Here is a 15,044-nt window from a genome sequence, read left to right as displayed (position 1 = left end):
ATAAAGGTTTTCACATGTAATGAAAAGTGCTCGTTCACTTGAAAGAACAAAAAATGTTTGTTAAGGTAGGGAACCATAAGCGAAAACAAGAAAATAGAAAAAGTCATTTTTCGAAATTTTGAATGGCTTATGGAATAAGGGAGAGATTTGGTGAAGATTGAAATTATGGTTTCGCTTGCTATTTATATGGCAGGTATGTTGTATATCGGATATTGGTCTTATAAGAAGACATCCGATTTATCAGATTATATGTTAGGTGGAAGGGGACTCGGTCCAGCAGTTACAGCTTTATCAGCTGTTGCTTCTGACATGAGTGGTTGGATGCTAATGGGATTACCTGGTGCGATGTATGCAACAGGATTATCAAGTGTATGGATTGCGATAGGTTTATTAATAGGTGCTTATGCAAACTATTTAATCATTGCCCCACGTTTACGAACGTATACAGAAGTGGCAAATGATTCAATTACGATTCCAGACTTTTTAGAGAATCGGTTTAAAGATCGTACGAAAATACTTCGTTTTGTCTCCGCTATCGTCATTTTAGTATTTTTCACATTCTATGCGTCGGCTGGTTTAGTTTCAGGTGGACGTTTGTTTGAAAATTCTTTCAACCTAGATTATAAAATTGGTTTATTTGTAACAGTGGGTGTCGTTGTTGCGTATACACTATTCGGTGGCTTTCTAGCCGTAAGCTGGACGGACTTTGTACAAGGTTGTATTATGTTTATTGCGCTTGTACTAGTGCCAATTGTTGCTTTTACGGATGTCGGTGGTGTAACAGAAACATTTAATACGATTAAACAAGTCGATGCATCGCATTTAGATATGTTTAAAGGGACCACAATACTTGGCATTATTTCATTTTTAGCATGGGGACTTGGGTATTTTGGTCAACCGCATATTATTGTCCGTTTTATGGCAATCACCTCTATTAAAGATTTAAAGACTTCTCGTAGAATCGGTATCGGTTGGATGACGATTTCAATTATAGGTGCAATGCTTACTGGTCTAATTGGTATCGCTTATTATGCTAAAAATAATGCGACATTACAAGACCCAGAAATGGTCTTTGTAACATTCTCCAATATTTTATTCCATCCGTACATTACAGGATTTTTATTATCAGCTATTTTGGCTTCGATTATGAGTAGTATTTCCTCACAATTACTTGTTATTTCAAGTGCAGTAACGGAAGACTTCTATAAAACATTTTTCCGTCGTAATGCAAGTGACAAAGAACTTGTATTTATCGGTAGATTGTCAGTATTAGTAGTAGCTATGATCGCAGTTGTTTTAGCGTATCATCCAAGTGATACAATTTTAACACTGGTAGGTTATGCTTGGGCTGGATTTGGTTCAGCGTTCGGACCAGCCATTTTATTAAGTTTATATTGGAAAAGGACGAATAAATGGGGCGTTCTTGCAGGTATGATTGTTGGTGCAGTAGTTGTTATAGCATGGGTACAAATTCCAAGTTTAAAAGCAATTATGTATGAAATGGTACCTGGATTTTTCTGTAGTTTATTAACTGTTATCGTTGTAAGTTTATTAACGAAAGAACCCGTTAAAGCAGTTCATCGTGAATTTAATGAGATGGAAGCAATATTGGAAGAAGAAACGAAATGATTAGCGAAGAGAGTAAACGAAACTGGCGTTTACTCTCTTTTTATTTAAAATGAAAATAAGGAACTTATTGACAACTAAAAGTAAGTAACTTATAATAAATTTGAGTTCAAGTTAATTTGTACTTTGAATAAAGATTTTAAATGGAGTAAATATTTTTTAAAAACTATCTCGAATTTGAGATGAATTGACAAGCTGGAAGTTAATGTGTATTTTTATAATCGATATCTCGAATTCGAGATAAAATTATAATGACGGATTTTACTTTGTAGCATGGACAAAATGAATAATGAATTTAAATGTAAAAGAATTTTTATAATGAAATAAAAAAGGAGTGGAAGAAATGGAAAAGAAAACAATGGGAATCCATCACATTACAGCGATTGTAGGGCATCCACAAGAAAATGTAGACTTTTATGCTGGTGTATTAGGGTTACGTTTAGTGAAACAAACAGTGAATTTTGATGATCCAGGTACGTACCATCTTTATTTTGGAAATGAAGGAGGAAAACCTGGAACAATTATTACGTTTTTCCCATGGGCAGGTGCTCGTCAAGGTATTATTGGGGATGGTCAAGTAGGAATTACGTCTTACGTTGTACCAAAAGGTGCAATGGAGTTTTGGGAAAATAGATTAGAAAAATTCGATGTTTCGTATACGAAAATGACTCGTTTTGGAGAGGAGTATTTAGAATTTGATGATCCGCATGGTTTGCATATAGAATTAGTTGAAAGAGAAGCAGGCGAATTAAATAATTGGAGTTTTGGAGAAGTTACACCAGAAGTAGCAATTAAAGGGTTTGGAGGTGCTGTTCTTTTATCTGCACAGCCTCAAAAAACAGCTGAATTGTTAGAACATATTATGGGTCTTGAGAAAATTGGAGAAGAGGGTGAATTTGTTCGATTCCGTTCTTCTGCTGATATTGGAAATATTATTGATTTGAAATTATCAACAATCGGTCGTGGCCAAATGGGCGTTGGTACAGTTCATCATATAGCTTGGAGAGCGATTGACGATGCTGATCAGCTAGACTGGAAAGAGCATGTGTCGCGTTTTGGATATCACGTAACTCCTGTACAAGATCGAAATTATTTTAACGCGATTTATTTTAGAGAACATGGTGAAATCTTATTTGAAATTGCAACAGATCCTCCTGGTTTCGCTCATGATGAATCGTTAGAGACGATGGGTGAGGAATTAAAGTTACCGGAACAATATGAACAACATAGAAAACAGATTGAACAAACGCTTTTACCATTTGAAGTGAGAAATTTAGATTAAAGTGATTGAAGGGGGAATAGGATTATGATGAAACATGTTTTTCAAAAAGGAAAAGATACGTCAAAACCAGTGTTGTTATTACTTCATGGCACAGGTGGTAATGAATTAGATTTACTACCACTTGCAGAAATAATTGATCCGGAAGCGTCGGTATTAAGCGTTAGGGGAAATGTGTTAGAGAATGGGATGCCGCGTTTCTTCCGCCGATTAGCAGAGGGCATTTTTGATGAAGAGGATTTAATTTTCCGTACGAAGGAATTAAATGAATTTTTAGATGAAGCGGCTAAAGAATATAAATTCGATAGAAATAACATTGTAGCTATCGGTTATTCGAATGGGGCAAATATCGCAGCAAGCTTATTATTCCATTACGAAAATGCATTAAAAGGTGCTGTGCTTCATCACCCAATGGTACCAAGAAGAGGAATGCAATTAGCAAATTTAGCAGGGAAATCTGTGTTTATTGCTGCTGGGACAAATGACCCAATTTGTTCATCAGCAGAGTCAGAGGAATTGAAGGTACTATTAGAAAATGCAAATGCGAATGTAACAATGCATTGGGAAAATCGAGGGCATCAATTAACGATGGGTGAAGTAGAAAAAGCAAAAGAGTGGTATGACAAAGCATTTTAAAAAAAGAAGCATCTGCTAATCGTTAGCAGATGCTTCTTTTTTATTTAAGACTGGATTGCAAGATGAGATGAAGAAAGTGGTAGCTCAATATCAACAATCGTACCTTTATTTAATTCGCTTGAAATGTGTAATCTACCATGATGTTCTTCAATTATTTTGTAACACATCATTAATCCTAGTCCTGTGCCTTTTTCTTTTAAACTATAAAAAGGTTCGCCTAGACGGGAGATACGATCTTCAGGAATGCCGCAACCTTCATCGATAATTCGTATTAAGATGAAATTATCCTCTAATGGTTTTGTTTGGATGAAAATATTTCCGCCATTTGGCATTGCTTCTATCGCATTTTTTAATATGTTTATAAACACTTGTTTTAATTGATTACCGTCACATTGAATATCATATACGTAATCAAAATGATCCATGATGATATGAACGCTATGCATAATTGCAGTCGGTAAAATAAATGTAACTACCTCTTCAATTAAAGTTTGTATGTTACAAGTTTGGATAGATAATACTTGTGGCTTAGACATCGCCATAAATTGACTCGTGATGGATTCCATTTGTGAAATCTCACTTAACATAACATCGATATACCATTTCTGCTCCTCACTTATTTCAGGGAGGAGCAACGTTAGAAAACCTTTTAGAGAAGTGAGTGGATTTCGAATTTCATGGGCAATTCCAGCTGTCAGTTGTCCGACTACTGCGAGCTTCTCTGATTTTCGTAGTAACTTTTCAGTTTCTTTTAGCTCAGTAACATCTCTCCCCATCACGATAAGACCTTTGCGAGAACCATCAGGATGATAAAGCGGAACTTTTGATATACTTAAGATTAGATCGAAATCATCTCTATGTATAATAAATTCCTCGCCATGAAGAATTTGTCTTTGTTGCCATGCTAGTTCATCGATTTCTTCACAATGTAAAAAAGCTTCTCGGTATGCTTCATTATATTGAATGAGTTCGCTATCTTTTTTCCCGTGGTAAGGTACATGATGGAAATTGAAGCAAGAAAGTGCGTAATCATTTGCCTCAAGCCAGCGCCCTTCATGATCTTTAAAAATAACAAACGCAGGCATGGAGTTTACTAATGTACGTAATCTCTTCTCACTTTCTTTTAGCATATTCTCAATTCTTTCTGATTTTTCAAGCGGCTTCATAATAGCATATACGCCAGTAAGACGATTTTGAACAAAAATAGGAACTAGTTTTGTCACAACATCTAATAAGAATCCATTTTTATGATAAATAGATAAGATATACTCTTGTTGATTATCCGCTTCAGTATTCTTTATATTTTGTAATACTTGCTCAGAAATATGGGCTTCTAAAATAGAGGTAATATTTTTCTGTTCTAATTCTAAAGAAGTGTAACCTAATATTCTTTCGGCAGAAGGATTTATATGTAGAATAACTCCTTCTAAATTTAATGAAATAATACTATCAGGATTGTGTTCGAACAGAGATGCGTACATTTCTGTTAATGAACGATCTTGTATATGGTTTCGCAAACGTCTAGAAATGTTCGGATGACGTTTTTTTTGAGTTGGTGAATATTTTTTACGACTCATAATAGTTCCTCCGTACAAATAGCATCTAAAAAGATTTGTCTATTTATAACTATAATATAGATGTAATGTGTATTTCTATAAAAAATGGAAGTTATAGAATAAATTTTGTTTTTTTTTATTTTTTGCAAGGTGAATGCAGGATGGTAATAAGGGGAGCTTATATTGTTTTATAAACCTTTTGTAAGTTACAGACGGCCGTTTTCCGTATAACATTAGGGTAGAGGAGGGGGAGAGAAAATGAAAAATTATATTCAAGGGATTGATCACGTGCAAGTAGCTGCACCTGTAGGGTGTGAAGAAGAGGCGCGTGATTTTTATGGGAATACGATTGGTATGGAAGAAATTCCAAAGCCAGAAGAGTTGAAAAAACGAGGTGGATGTTGGTTTAAATGTGGAAATCAAGAAATCCATATTGGTGTCGAGCGGAACTTTACACCAGCTAAAAAGGCTCATCCAGCTTTTTATGTGAATGAAATTAATGAATTTAAGCAAACACTTATAGAGCAAGGTGTTAAAGTGATTGATGATTATGCACGACCAGATGTAATTCGATTTTACGTGTCAGATCCATTTGGAAACCGAATTGAATTTATGCAAAATAAAGACTAGGTGGATTCCCACCTAGTCTTTAACTTCTTCTGAAAAGTCCTAACACTTCTACAGTTTCTGTAATATTAACGAATGCATTCGGATCGATTTCAGAAATTGTTAGTTTCATACTTGCTAATTCTTCACGAGAAACGACCGTCATAAGTACACGCTTTTTCTCGCTTGAATAAGCACCTTCGCCATCAAGTAACGTTATTCCACGTACAACAGTTGAAAGAAGTTGTTTTTTCATTTTTTCTGCTTCATTTGTTACAATCATAAGTGTAACTTTACGATGTTTTGTATGAACAGCATCAATTACTTTACCAGTTACATAAATTGAAAGTAAGCTTGTAAGTGCAACATCCCAGGTGAAGAAAAATCCTGCGATTATTACAACGACTGCATTTAAAATAATAAGGAATCCGCCAAGTTTAATGTCTCGCTTGCGGGATAAAAGCATACCGATAATATCAAATCCACCAGTGGATCCATTACAGTTAAAAACAAGACCAATACCAGCTCCGGCGATGACACCTCCGAAGATAGAAGATAACAATGGATCTGTTGCTACGACTTTTACTGGAACGTAGTATAATGCAACAGATAATACAACTACAGAGACAACTGTGTTAAAAATTACTTTTTTTCCAAGACCTATGTACCCTAAAATAAGGATAGGTAAGTTTAATACAAAGTTAATAATGCCTGTGTTTACAGGGGTTACAATCCCTAAAATAATAGCAATTCCGCCAATTCCACTACTTAAAATTTTGTGGGGGATAAGGAAAAGATTAAAGGCAACCGCAATAATAATAGAACCGATAATAACACCAAGGAATCTGACCATTTCTTTCCCGTCCTTCACTGAAAAATTCATATTATTTCAAGATTATATATGATATTGAAAGTTTTGGGTAAAAACAGTTTATTTAGGTAAATTAGATTAATCAAAAGAATTTGAGTATTTTATCATTTGAAAGGGGATACAGTTGTGAAGATAAAAACATATCAACAGAAAAGCCCGTTGAAGCAAGAATGTGAGGATTCTTATTTTTGTAATAAAGAAAAAAAGATTTATGGTGTATGTGACGGTGCAACACCACTTGTCCCGTTTCGTGATGAAAAGGGACATAATGGAGCATACATCGCTTCGCATTTATTTGCAAGTTATTTTACTGCATTACGAGAGAATCATAGTTTACAATTTGCAGTTGCCAAAGCAAATGAAGCATTGCAAAGCAAAATGTTAGAATATGAAGTAGACACGAGAAAAAAAGAGCATTTGTGGTGCACATGTATCGCGGCAGTCCAAATAGTTGGTGAGAAAATTGAATATGCGCAGCTTGGGGACTGTATGATTGTCGCAACTTTTCAAAATGGAACGATGCAAGTATTAACGAAAGACACAGTTGAAGGAATTAGTAAAAGAGCAAAAAAGAAGAGGGAAGAAGATCGTAAAAAAGGGTTATCTGTACCAGAAGAATATGTTTTTCAAGATGTTCGAGAACAGTTAAAATACAATCGTTATCTTGCAAATATGCCAGATGGTTATTCAGTTGCAAATGGAATGAAAGAAGCGATACATTATTTACAACATGGTGAATTACATACAGATGAAGTGAGTGGGATTTTTATTTGTTCAGACGGGTTATTTCACCCAGATTGGTCATTAGAACAAACTGTTGCATATATAAGAAAGAATAGTATAAACGAATATATAGCAATTATTGAAGAGCTAGAAGCGGAAAAGAGAATAAGGCCAGATGATAAAACGATTATTATGATTGATTTTTAAGAGGAGGCAGTTCAAATGGAAATTAAACGTGTCAATCTAACATTTCAAGATGAATTAGTTCCTTTAGAAAAAGTAAACAAACTGATTATTCACCATACAGCTGAAGATGGATGGGACGTGTATAAAACGCATGAATTTCATCAAACTGTAAGGGGGTGGAGCGGAATTGGTTACAACTATTTTATCGAAAAGGATGGAACTGTAGTGGAAGGACGAGGTTTACATATTGGAGCGCACGCGAAAGACCATAACCGCCATACAATTGGAATATGTATGACGGGAAATTTCGATAAATACGATCCAACTCCTGCACAAGTGAATGCATTATATTCTTTATGCAAACTGTTTATGAAGCAATTTGCTATAAAGAAAGAAAATATACTCGGTCATAGAGAGTTAGAAGGAGTTACAAAAAGCTGTCCTGGTAATCGTTTTTCTATGGTAGAGTTAAGGAAGATACTATCTTAAATATAGAGGAGTAACAACGATGATGAATATAAAAATACCAAATGATAAAAAAGAAGAACTTGTAGCACAAATTCAGCAATTTTTTATGGAAGAAGATTTAGATGAAATTGGACGTTTCCAAGCAGAGCGTTTAATAGAAGAAATGATTAAATTAGTTGGACCGTTTGCATATAATCAAGCAATTGGAGATGCAAGAAAGCTTGTAAGTGAGAAATTAACGAATATCGAAGAAGATTTATACGTGCTAGAGAAGAATGAAGGAAAATAAAAAAAGAGCCGATGGGCTCTTTTTTTATTTTTCTTTCTTATGTTCTTTATATTCATGTACTTTTTCTTTTACATTACCAACTGTATCTTTAGCAGTGCCTTTCACCTTATCCCATTTTCCTTCAGCTTGTAATTTCTTATTGTCAGTTACTTTCCCAACAACTTCTTTTACTTCACCTTTTACCTTATCAATGGCACCTTCTACTTTTTCTTTTAAACCATGATCATGTTTAGTCATACATTTCTCCTCCTTGTAGTTTGATTAGAATTCTCTTTTCATATTGCAAGTTGAATGATGTATCTAGTAATATCGTAACAAATCTAGTTTGAATATTCAAATGATTAATAGGATAGAAAAGGATTTGTCATAAAATGTTTAAAAATGTAACGGAAGGAGAAATAAAGTAAATTATATGTCTTTTGCGGTCCATATTGATTTTGTATAAGCAATTTTCATGTGGGCACGCTCCATGTTATTTTGACTGCCGCTACCGAACCTTGCTTGTCCAACTATTAAAGTACAATTGGATTCAATAGCTGTCTTAATTCGCTTTTGAATTAATGCAGTATGACAGCCTTTACGCTGAAATTCTGGCAAAGTAGCAGAAGCAGCTAATGATGCGACACCTTTATTTATATACAGGACACCAATACCAGCAGGGCTATTTTGAATTTCTGCTATGAAAAAATGCCATCCTGGTTCATTGTAAAGAATTTCGTTATTTTGGTGAACACCATCTTTTGTAAAGGATGGCATATTAAATCCACGTACATATATGTCTGCAAAAATATCAAATTCATTTTCTTTCAGTTTTCGTAATGTAATATTAGAAGGAAGAAGTGATGAACCCTTTCTCGGTATACTATACAAAGCAGTATGGAAGCTAGATTGGTAAAAACCTTTTTGAGATAAGTATTGAAATAGTTCAGTTGTGCCTTGCGCTGGTGTAATTTCAAAACGGCAAGGAATTTGTAGTGATTTATAATAAGAAATGATTGCATCAATCGCATCTGCATTTGTAATACCTTTTACCGTATTAAAAGCAGGACCGGCAATTATTTTTGATGAAAAGGCAGTGGCACTACCGAAATTTTTCATTTGCACTTGCATTGGATTTCCACTCATTGCTTGTAGTCCCTCTAATCTAGAAGAGAGCATATCAATTTCTGCATTTTCAATTTCTGTTGCTATATCGAGTGTCATAACAGTAGTCATAAAATTCCTCCGTTAATAAATATATTTCATAGTATATATACGATTTTTGTTTTGAGATTCCTGTTGTAATGTAGGAGAATAAGAAGTTTTTTGGAAGGGAAATGGAATTGAACTGTCGAAGGGAGTGGAAACAGATTAAAGGTGGTGCTCTCATGAAACAAAAAGTCGTGCAGACATGCTCTAATTGTGGTTCTCATAACATAGGAGAAGGTGAGTTTGTCGGATATGCACAAATACGGAAAAAGGAGACGATGTTCACATCTTCACCAGTAGATGCTTATATTTGTACAGATTGTGGCAGTATACTTCTGTTAAAGGTACGGAACTATCAAAAGTTTAAGCAGAAACCGTTATGATGATTAAAAGATGATTATACCCCAACTTGTTTACGAATCGTCTTATATTAAGGAAATTGATATAAGTGATATTTTACATATATGTGAATATGATATAGGGAAATAATTGGTAATTTATATCGCATAAGGGTACATAAATCGCTGAGTGATACGAAAAATAAAGAAGATTTATAAAAATGTTACGCTATTTTTCCCTTAGATAATTTTTGTCTAAGGGTCTCTCTCTTCTAACGAAAGTACAGTTTAGTAAAGCTATTATTAAGAGGAACTGTTATCGGCATTGTTATACTCTAGTATTAGGAAAAAATGTACGCTATGAAGTCAAAATATAAGGTGGACAGGTGAATAATATAAAACCTCCTAAATAACATCAGTGTAATCATAACTTGATAAAGTATATAGAAATAGGAACGGTGTTTACATACAGTTTAGTTATCAAAACAAAGGAGGCATATTTATATGGAGGTTGTGAGAAGCTTTTAAGTTTCCGATGTATGCGTAACAGTTAATGTAAGAAAGGATTTTATTTTTGGGGTTTTAAAAAATATCAATAAATGATTAGGATAACAGTTGTTTAAAATGAAGAAATAGGCCTTCATCACTGGGACCTATTTCTTCATTTTATGGCTCTGGTAGTAATGAGCTATACTTCCGCATTACCTTATCTTTCAAGAGACTTTGTAATGGAACTGTTTTGCAATGTCCTTTTGTAATTAAAAACCCTCAATTAATCCTTTTTTAATCCCTTTTACGACTGCTCCAACTCTTGAATCTACACCCAATTTTCTAATAATTGAAGAAATGTGATATTCTACAGTTCTTTTGCTGATGGAAAGGTCCATACTAATCTCATAATTTGTTTTATCTTTTGAGATTAAGTGAAGTATTCTTTGTTCAGCAGAAGTTAGTGCTTCAATATTATTTCCCATAATTTGATTTTTAGAAAATAGTATATATCCCATGTGACTTTGACGAATGGCGTTAGCTAGGTCAAATGCTGATCTTTCTTTCGTGATGTATGCACTTGCTCCAGCTTCAAAGGCCGCATTATAATATTCTTCATGATCATATCCTGATAGAATTACAACCTTTACATCCGGAAATTTTGCCAATAAATCTTTTGTAAGTTCAATGCCGTTATATTGCTTCATCCTGATGTCCGTAACAATTACATCAGGACGGGTTTCTGCCACGGTTTTAATTAATATGGAAGGATCATTGACGGTATTAATTACCTTAATATCTTCCTCAGATTCTAGTAGTCTTTGGATGCCTAGCATAACTAGCAAATGGTCATCCACTAGTAGTGTATGTATACTCATTTTTTTCCTCCCAATTTACTGGAATGGTAAATGTGACTAATGTCCCATGTTCTTTTTCAGAAGATATTCTCAAATTTCCGTTTAACTCGGAAACTTGACGCTGGATAGTCATTAGGCCAAGGTGGTTGCTTGTACTAAATTCAGAAAAACTGTTTGGAACACAAAAGCCTATGCCATCATCTTCTACAGTACAAACATAGCAGCCTTTTTCTTCTATGATATGTATTTGAACATTATTCCCCTTGGAATGCTTAATAGCATTATTCAGTAGCTCTTTTATTATGCGATAGATCTGTATTTCGAGATTCTTCGAGAGAATTTTTAATTTGCAATTAAATTGTATATGAATGAGAATGCGATAATTTAATTCGAACTCGCGTTTTAGTGTGTGTAAACTCGCTTCTAAGCCTAAATCTTCTACGATAATAGGGTGAAGATTATGACACATTTTTCTAATACTATAGATAATATCTTCAAGTTGCTCATCCATTGAATTTAATATATCTATAGAAAAGTTTCTCTTAGTCTGAAGCATTCTTATTTCGTTTAATTGCAAAATAAGAATTTGAAGAATTTCATCATGTAAGAAAATCGAAAGCCTTTTCCTTTCGTCCTCTAGAGACTGTATAATTTGGTAGTTAAATTGTTTCCAGTTTTGAGCCTTTACCTTTGCTTTTCGAATTTCTTTTTTATTACTATTGAGGGTATTAACACTTAATAGTAAATTTGCCGAGTTTATTACAACCTCTTCAAGTTCATTAATTTCTTTAGGTTTAAATAATGTATAATCATTTTTTTCACCAATAATAATAGCTCCCTGCATGCCTTGGTAAATAAGTATTGGAAAACAAATTAAGTGGTATTTTTCAAACTGAATATGAATAGGAGTAGTACCTTCCTTTAGTAACAGATTCTGTTCAAGTTGATTCAATTGGTTAAATAGCTCAAATTTATCCATATCCTGAAAAATACCTGTCTCATATAATGAATGATAAATACTATTTGAGTTCCATATTATAGACACACCATTAATGTTAAACATCTGGTTAATAAGCTGTCCTATTAATTTTGCAAGCTCTTTAGCATGTTTCTCCTTAGAGAGTGTTTGAAAAAGTTCAATCTTATGTAAACCTGATTGCGCATCATTTTTTATGTTGAAATACCTAAATAATGAGAGAATAAGTTTATATATATATACAGAGAGTACAACAGATAATACACTTAAGCTGCATAGTATGAATATTTCTTTTTGTGACAAATCTATGAATTGTTCAACCGATAAATTTAAAAGGAATAAATTGAGCAAGTAAAAGAGTGAGTTTGTTAGCCATTTAGAAATTCTAATCTCAAATTCAATAACTTCTTGCTTTATTAATAAATAAGAAATAGTTAAAGGAAATATAATAATACTAGGTAAACAATATGTAAATGGAATTTTAGATTCCCCAAAAAGTAGACCAGGAATCAGATTAAGTAGAACAATTGGTAAAAAACTAAGGATAATACCAAAAATTAGAATATATAATTGACTTTTCACCTTAAGATTATTTTCTCGTAAATGTAATGAAATAAGAAAAACACAGATGCTAATACTGAGAAATAGGTTAGTGATTAGTAAAACTTTAAATAAAAAGCTAAAATTATTGTTAGACATATATCCAAAACAACAAAAAAATATATAAATAATAGTCAATCCTGTTGAAATTAAAAATGATACAAGGTTGAATATTTTCACATATTTTGGTTTGGTAGATACAGGGAAATTAGAGAAAAAACTTATTAATAGATAAGAAAGCATAAAAATGCTACTCACCTCTATAGCTTTAAAAATATTTATATCATAGCTAGATAATAAAGATGTTAGAATGGCTATCCCAAAGACAGATGTTAGAGAAAAGAATTTTTTTGCTACAATAGATTGTCTTTTTTTTAAAAAGCTAATTAACCCTATAGTGAAAAAAATAAGACTAATAACGCTGATCATATAAAAATGACTAATTAATAAAGAGTTAACACTTTCTTTAAAATTACTAGAGTGAAAATAGTAGTTATTCGTTAAAAGTATTAGTAAATATAAAATGCTTAAAGGAATACAGAACCCAATATTACGCATAGAAGTGATCCCTGCCTATAACCATCATTTGAAAATAAGTCATTTCGTCTGTAGAAAGAATAAAATTCTTTTCTAAGAGTGCAAATGCTTTTCTATAATATAGCCGAGATAGGATACGACAATAGTGAAGTGCTCCAGATTGTTCTATGTAATCCCGAACCAATGCCCGTACTTCAGGTGAAGAAGAAATTTGTTTGTCTGTTAAATTTTTAAAAAAATCATCTTGTGTTATGTAACTATATTCATAAGCTTTTAAAAAAGGAAGATAAGCCTTTAATTCCTGAAGGTCATTTTTATTATCTGTCATGGCATCATTAGCATCATTTCTTAGCTGGCCAGCTATCCCTATATATGATGTGATTTCTTTTAAAATTCTATTTTCAGGATTAATAGTTCGAAAGATAGTTTCTGTTAGTAGACCCGATTTCTTTTCAATAAGCTTCATATATTCTTCTTCACTTAAAATTATTTTTTTATCTATTGAAAAACAAAATTGGATATCTTTCCATTCCCCACAACACGAATGTATTAGTTGTTGGAGAAGATCTCCTGTTGCAGTATCTTTTGTCTTATAAGTTAAGTATATCAGTCCTTGCATAAGTAAATATTGAGAAACTAACAAAAAACGGGGATATTCATTTTTAAAATATAATGGATTTAATATGTCTCCATCACACAAATCATCTATTATATCCGCTGATAAAAAAATAAATTCAATCCCCATTGCCTTATCCAATTCTCTCTTTGTTATTGGTTGTCGTTTGGTCAAAAAAGAAAGAGCTAGATATAGCTCTCCCCAAGAGAAACCGGAAGATTCTGGATTTAAAACCTTTCCTTTTTGGGAAAGACATTTCTGAATAAATAGTAGTATTTCAGATTCATCACTTTGATTACGGTAGGAGATATGGTAAGCAATGTGATTGATTAAACAATCTCTAAACCCACTGATTTCCACCATCATTTTTCACCCGGAAATCCTTTGCATACTCATCTAATACAATTCGCTCTTCAACTGATAGAGTTTCCAATGAAGGACATAATTCATAATTTTCAAAGGTAAGTTTGTTTTTTTTCATCTCCATTAGAAATTCCCATAGTGCTTTATTCATAAAAACAACCCTCTTTCTAAATATTCTGTATTTTGGTTCTATATAAAAAAATACAATAAAAACGGTATGTTTTCAATATAGTCCTTAAATTTTCAATACTTAATTTACATATTTTTTATTTTATAATGCGTGAATTTACAATATAAGCTTGCGGAATATACGGATTCTACTAGGATATTTATCTGATAAATTAGACACATAAGACATAACGTCTTAAAAAATTTTTAGGGGGAAAAGAAAATGATTAATGAAAAAAACCTTTTTGATTTAGATGTACAAGTAACAACAGCTACAGGTGATGTAGATCCACAAATTACAAGTATCTCAGCTTGTACGCCTGGTTGTGGAAACACAGGTTCATTCAATAGCTTCTGTTGCTAATTGCTACATAAGACATATTGTCTTAAAAAAACTTTAGGGGGAAAAGAAAATGATTAATGAAAAAAACCTTTTTGATTTAGATGTACAAGTAACAACAGCTACAGGCGATGTAGATCCACAAATTACAAGTATCTCAGCTTGTACGCCTGGTTGTGGAAACACAGGTTCATTCAATAGCTTCTGTTGCTAATTGCTAAATAAGACATATTGTCTTAAAAAAACTTTAGGGGGAAAAGAAAATGATTAATGAAAAAAACCTTTTTGATTTAGATGTACAAGTAACAACAGCTACAGGCGATGTAGATCCA

19 protein-coding genes are annotated in these 15,044 nt (G+C 33.0%); 11 read left to right on the top strand and 8 right to left on the bottom strand.

The window, feature by feature from the left end:
* The first annotated feature begins 150 nt into the window (after nucleotides 1-150).
* The 3 genes from putP (at nucleotide 151) to ACS2FK_RS26530 (ending at nucleotide 3,541) form a co-directional block, all read left to right on the top strand.
* A complete protein-coding gene (putP, locus tag ACS2FK_RS26540; RefSeq protein ID WP_063548365.1) occupies nucleotides 151-1,629 on the top strand; it encodes a sodium/proline symporter PutP in 1,479 nt (492 codons plus the stop codon).
* 340 nt (nucleotides 1,630-1,969) lie between these two features.
* Entirely contained in the window at nucleotides 1,970-2,908 is a 939-nt protein-coding gene (locus ACS2FK_RS26535; protein WP_000412726.1) for a ring-cleaving dioxygenase, read from the top strand.
* A 24-nt stretch (nucleotides 2,909-2,932) separates the two neighbouring features.
* The gene (locus ACS2FK_RS26530; RefSeq protein WP_000975455.1) at nucleotides 2,933-3,541 is read left to right on the top strand and encodes an alpha/beta hydrolase; all 609 of its coding nucleotides are present in this window, start codon (nucleotides 2,933-2,935) and stop codon (nucleotides 3,539-3,541) included.
* Nucleotides 3,542-3,585: 44 nt separating this feature from the next.
* Here ACS2FK_RS26530 and ACS2FK_RS26525 read toward each other — a convergent pair whose 3' ends face one another.
* Nucleotides 3,586-5,118, bottom strand: a complete 1,533-nt coding sequence (locus ACS2FK_RS26525; RefSeq protein ID WP_000087652.1) for a BA3702 family sensor histidine kinase — start codon at nucleotides 5,116-5,118, stop codon at nucleotides 3,586-3,588.
* A 237-nt stretch (nucleotides 5,119-5,355) separates the two neighbouring features.
* Between ACS2FK_RS26525 and ACS2FK_RS26520 the strand changes: the two genes are divergently transcribed.
* Nucleotides 5,356-5,727 carry a VOC family protein gene (locus ACS2FK_RS26520; protein WP_000800772.1) on the top strand — a complete coding sequence of 124 codons (372 nt, stop codon included), beginning with the start codon at nucleotides 5,356-5,358 and terminating at the stop codon, nucleotides 5,725-5,727.
* A 19-nt stretch (nucleotides 5,728-5,746) separates the two neighbouring features.
* On the opposite strand, the gene ACS2FK_RS26515 is transcribed toward ACS2FK_RS26520, so the two are convergent.
* A complete protein-coding gene (locus tag ACS2FK_RS26515; protein ID WP_000251344.1) occupies nucleotides 5,747-6,556 on the bottom strand; it encodes a YitT family protein in 810 nt (269 codons plus the stop codon).
* Between the two features lie 126 nt (nucleotides 6,557-6,682).
* Here ACS2FK_RS26515 and ACS2FK_RS26510 point away from each other — a divergent pair, with 126 nt between their 5' ends.
* The 3 genes from ACS2FK_RS26510 to ACS2FK_RS26500 are packed head-to-tail and all read left to right on the top strand — an operon-like array spanning nucleotide 6,683 to nucleotide 8,240.
* Nucleotides 6,683-7,504: a protein phosphatase 2C domain-containing protein gene (locus ACS2FK_RS26510; RefSeq protein ID WP_140157221.1), complete on the top strand. Its 822-nt coding sequence runs from the start codon at nucleotides 6,683-6,685 to the stop codon at nucleotides 7,502-7,504.
* A gap of 15 nt (nucleotides 7,505-7,519) precedes the next feature.
* Entirely contained in the window at nucleotides 7,520-7,972 is a 453-nt protein-coding gene (locus ACS2FK_RS26505) for a peptidoglycan recognition protein family protein (protein WP_000403999.1), read from the top strand.
* A gap of 19 nt (nucleotides 7,973-7,991) precedes the next feature.
* Nucleotides 7,992-8,240 carry a DUF2164 domain-containing protein gene (locus ACS2FK_RS26500; protein WP_000981064.1) on the top strand — a complete coding sequence of 83 codons (249 nt, stop codon included), beginning with the start codon at nucleotides 7,992-7,994 and terminating at the stop codon, nucleotides 8,238-8,240.
* Nucleotides 8,241-8,264: 24 nt separating this feature from the next.
* On the opposite strand, the gene ACS2FK_RS26495 is transcribed toward ACS2FK_RS26500, so the two are convergent.
* Together ACS2FK_RS26495 and ACS2FK_RS26490 are read right to left on the bottom strand one after the other, a co-directional pair.
* Nucleotides 8,265-8,477: a CsbD family protein gene (locus tag ACS2FK_RS26495; RefSeq protein ID WP_000160410.1), complete on the bottom strand. Its 213-nt coding sequence runs from the start codon at nucleotides 8,475-8,477 to the stop codon at nucleotides 8,265-8,267.
* A gap of 171 nt (nucleotides 8,478-8,648) precedes the next feature.
* Nucleotides 8,649-9,455, bottom strand: coding sequence for a GNAT family N-acetyltransferase (locus ACS2FK_RS26490; protein ID WP_063548361.1), 807 nt, complete (start codon nucleotides 9,453-9,455; stop codon nucleotides 8,649-8,651).
* Nucleotides 9,456-9,607: 152 nt separating this feature from the next.
* Between ACS2FK_RS26490 and ACS2FK_RS26485 the strand changes: the two genes are divergently transcribed.
* Entirely contained in the window at nucleotides 9,608-9,811 is a 204-nt protein-coding gene (locus tag ACS2FK_RS26485) for a hypothetical protein (protein WP_063549354.1), read from the top strand.
* Between the two features lie 713 nt (nucleotides 9,812-10,524).
* Here ACS2FK_RS26485 and ACS2FK_RS26480 read toward each other — a convergent pair.
* Genes ACS2FK_RS26480 through ACS2FK_RS26465 form a run of 4 tightly spaced genes read right to left on the bottom strand, consistent with a single transcriptional unit; the run spans nucleotide 10,525 to nucleotide 14,355 of the window.
* Entirely contained in the window at nucleotides 10,525-11,133 is a 609-nt protein-coding gene (locus ACS2FK_RS26480) for a response regulator transcription factor (RefSeq protein WP_023522756.1), read from the bottom strand.
* On the bottom strand, nucleotides 11,105-13,246 hold the full coding sequence (locus ACS2FK_RS26475) for a sensor histidine kinase (protein ID WP_063548359.1): 2,142 nt from the start codon (nucleotides 13,244-13,246) through the stop codon (nucleotides 11,105-11,107). Before ACS2FK_RS26475 ends, ACS2FK_RS26480 begins: the two co-directional genes overlap by 29 nt.
* A complete protein-coding gene (locus tag ACS2FK_RS26470) occupies nucleotides 13,239-14,207 on the bottom strand; it encodes a polyprenyl synthetase family protein (RefSeq protein ID WP_063548357.1) in 969 nt (322 codons plus the stop codon). Before ACS2FK_RS26470 ends, ACS2FK_RS26475 begins: the two co-directional genes overlap by 8 nt.
* On the bottom strand, nucleotides 14,182-14,355 hold the full coding sequence (locus ACS2FK_RS26465) for a hypothetical protein (RefSeq protein ID WP_023522753.1): 174 nt from the start codon (nucleotides 14,353-14,355) through the stop codon (nucleotides 14,182-14,184). Before ACS2FK_RS26465 ends, ACS2FK_RS26470 begins: the two co-directional genes overlap by 26 nt.
* Nucleotides 14,356-14,595: 240 nt before the next feature.
* Between ACS2FK_RS26465 and ACS2FK_RS26460 the strand changes: the two genes are divergently transcribed.
* From ACS2FK_RS26460 to ACS2FK_RS26450, 3 genes are all read left to right on the top strand, one after another.
* Nucleotides 14,596-14,736 carry a gallidermin/nisin family lantibiotic gene (locus ACS2FK_RS26460; protein ID WP_023522751.1) on the top strand — a complete coding sequence of 47 codons (141 nt, stop codon included), beginning with the start codon at nucleotides 14,596-14,598 and terminating at the stop codon, nucleotides 14,734-14,736.
* Nucleotides 14,737-14,785: 49 nt separating this feature from the next.
* Nucleotides 14,786-14,926, top strand: coding sequence for a gallidermin/nisin family lantibiotic (locus ACS2FK_RS26455; RefSeq protein WP_023522751.1), 141 nt, complete (start codon nucleotides 14,786-14,788; stop codon nucleotides 14,924-14,926).
* A 49-nt stretch (nucleotides 14,927-14,975) separates the two neighbouring features.
* The coding region (locus tag ACS2FK_RS26450) for an FDLD family class I lanthipeptide (protein ID WP_438899895.1) at nucleotides 14,976-15,044 on the top strand (69 nt) is incomplete at its 3' end.

Origin of the sequence: Bacillus cereus group sp. BceL220, assembly GCF_051776965.1 — a bacterium.
GTDB lineage: Bacteria > Bacillota > Bacilli > Bacillales > Bacillaceae_G > Bacillus_A > Bacillus_A cereus.
The sequence above is the reverse complement of the archived record's forward strand: the minus strand, read 5'-3'. Positions and strand labels throughout refer to the sequence as shown.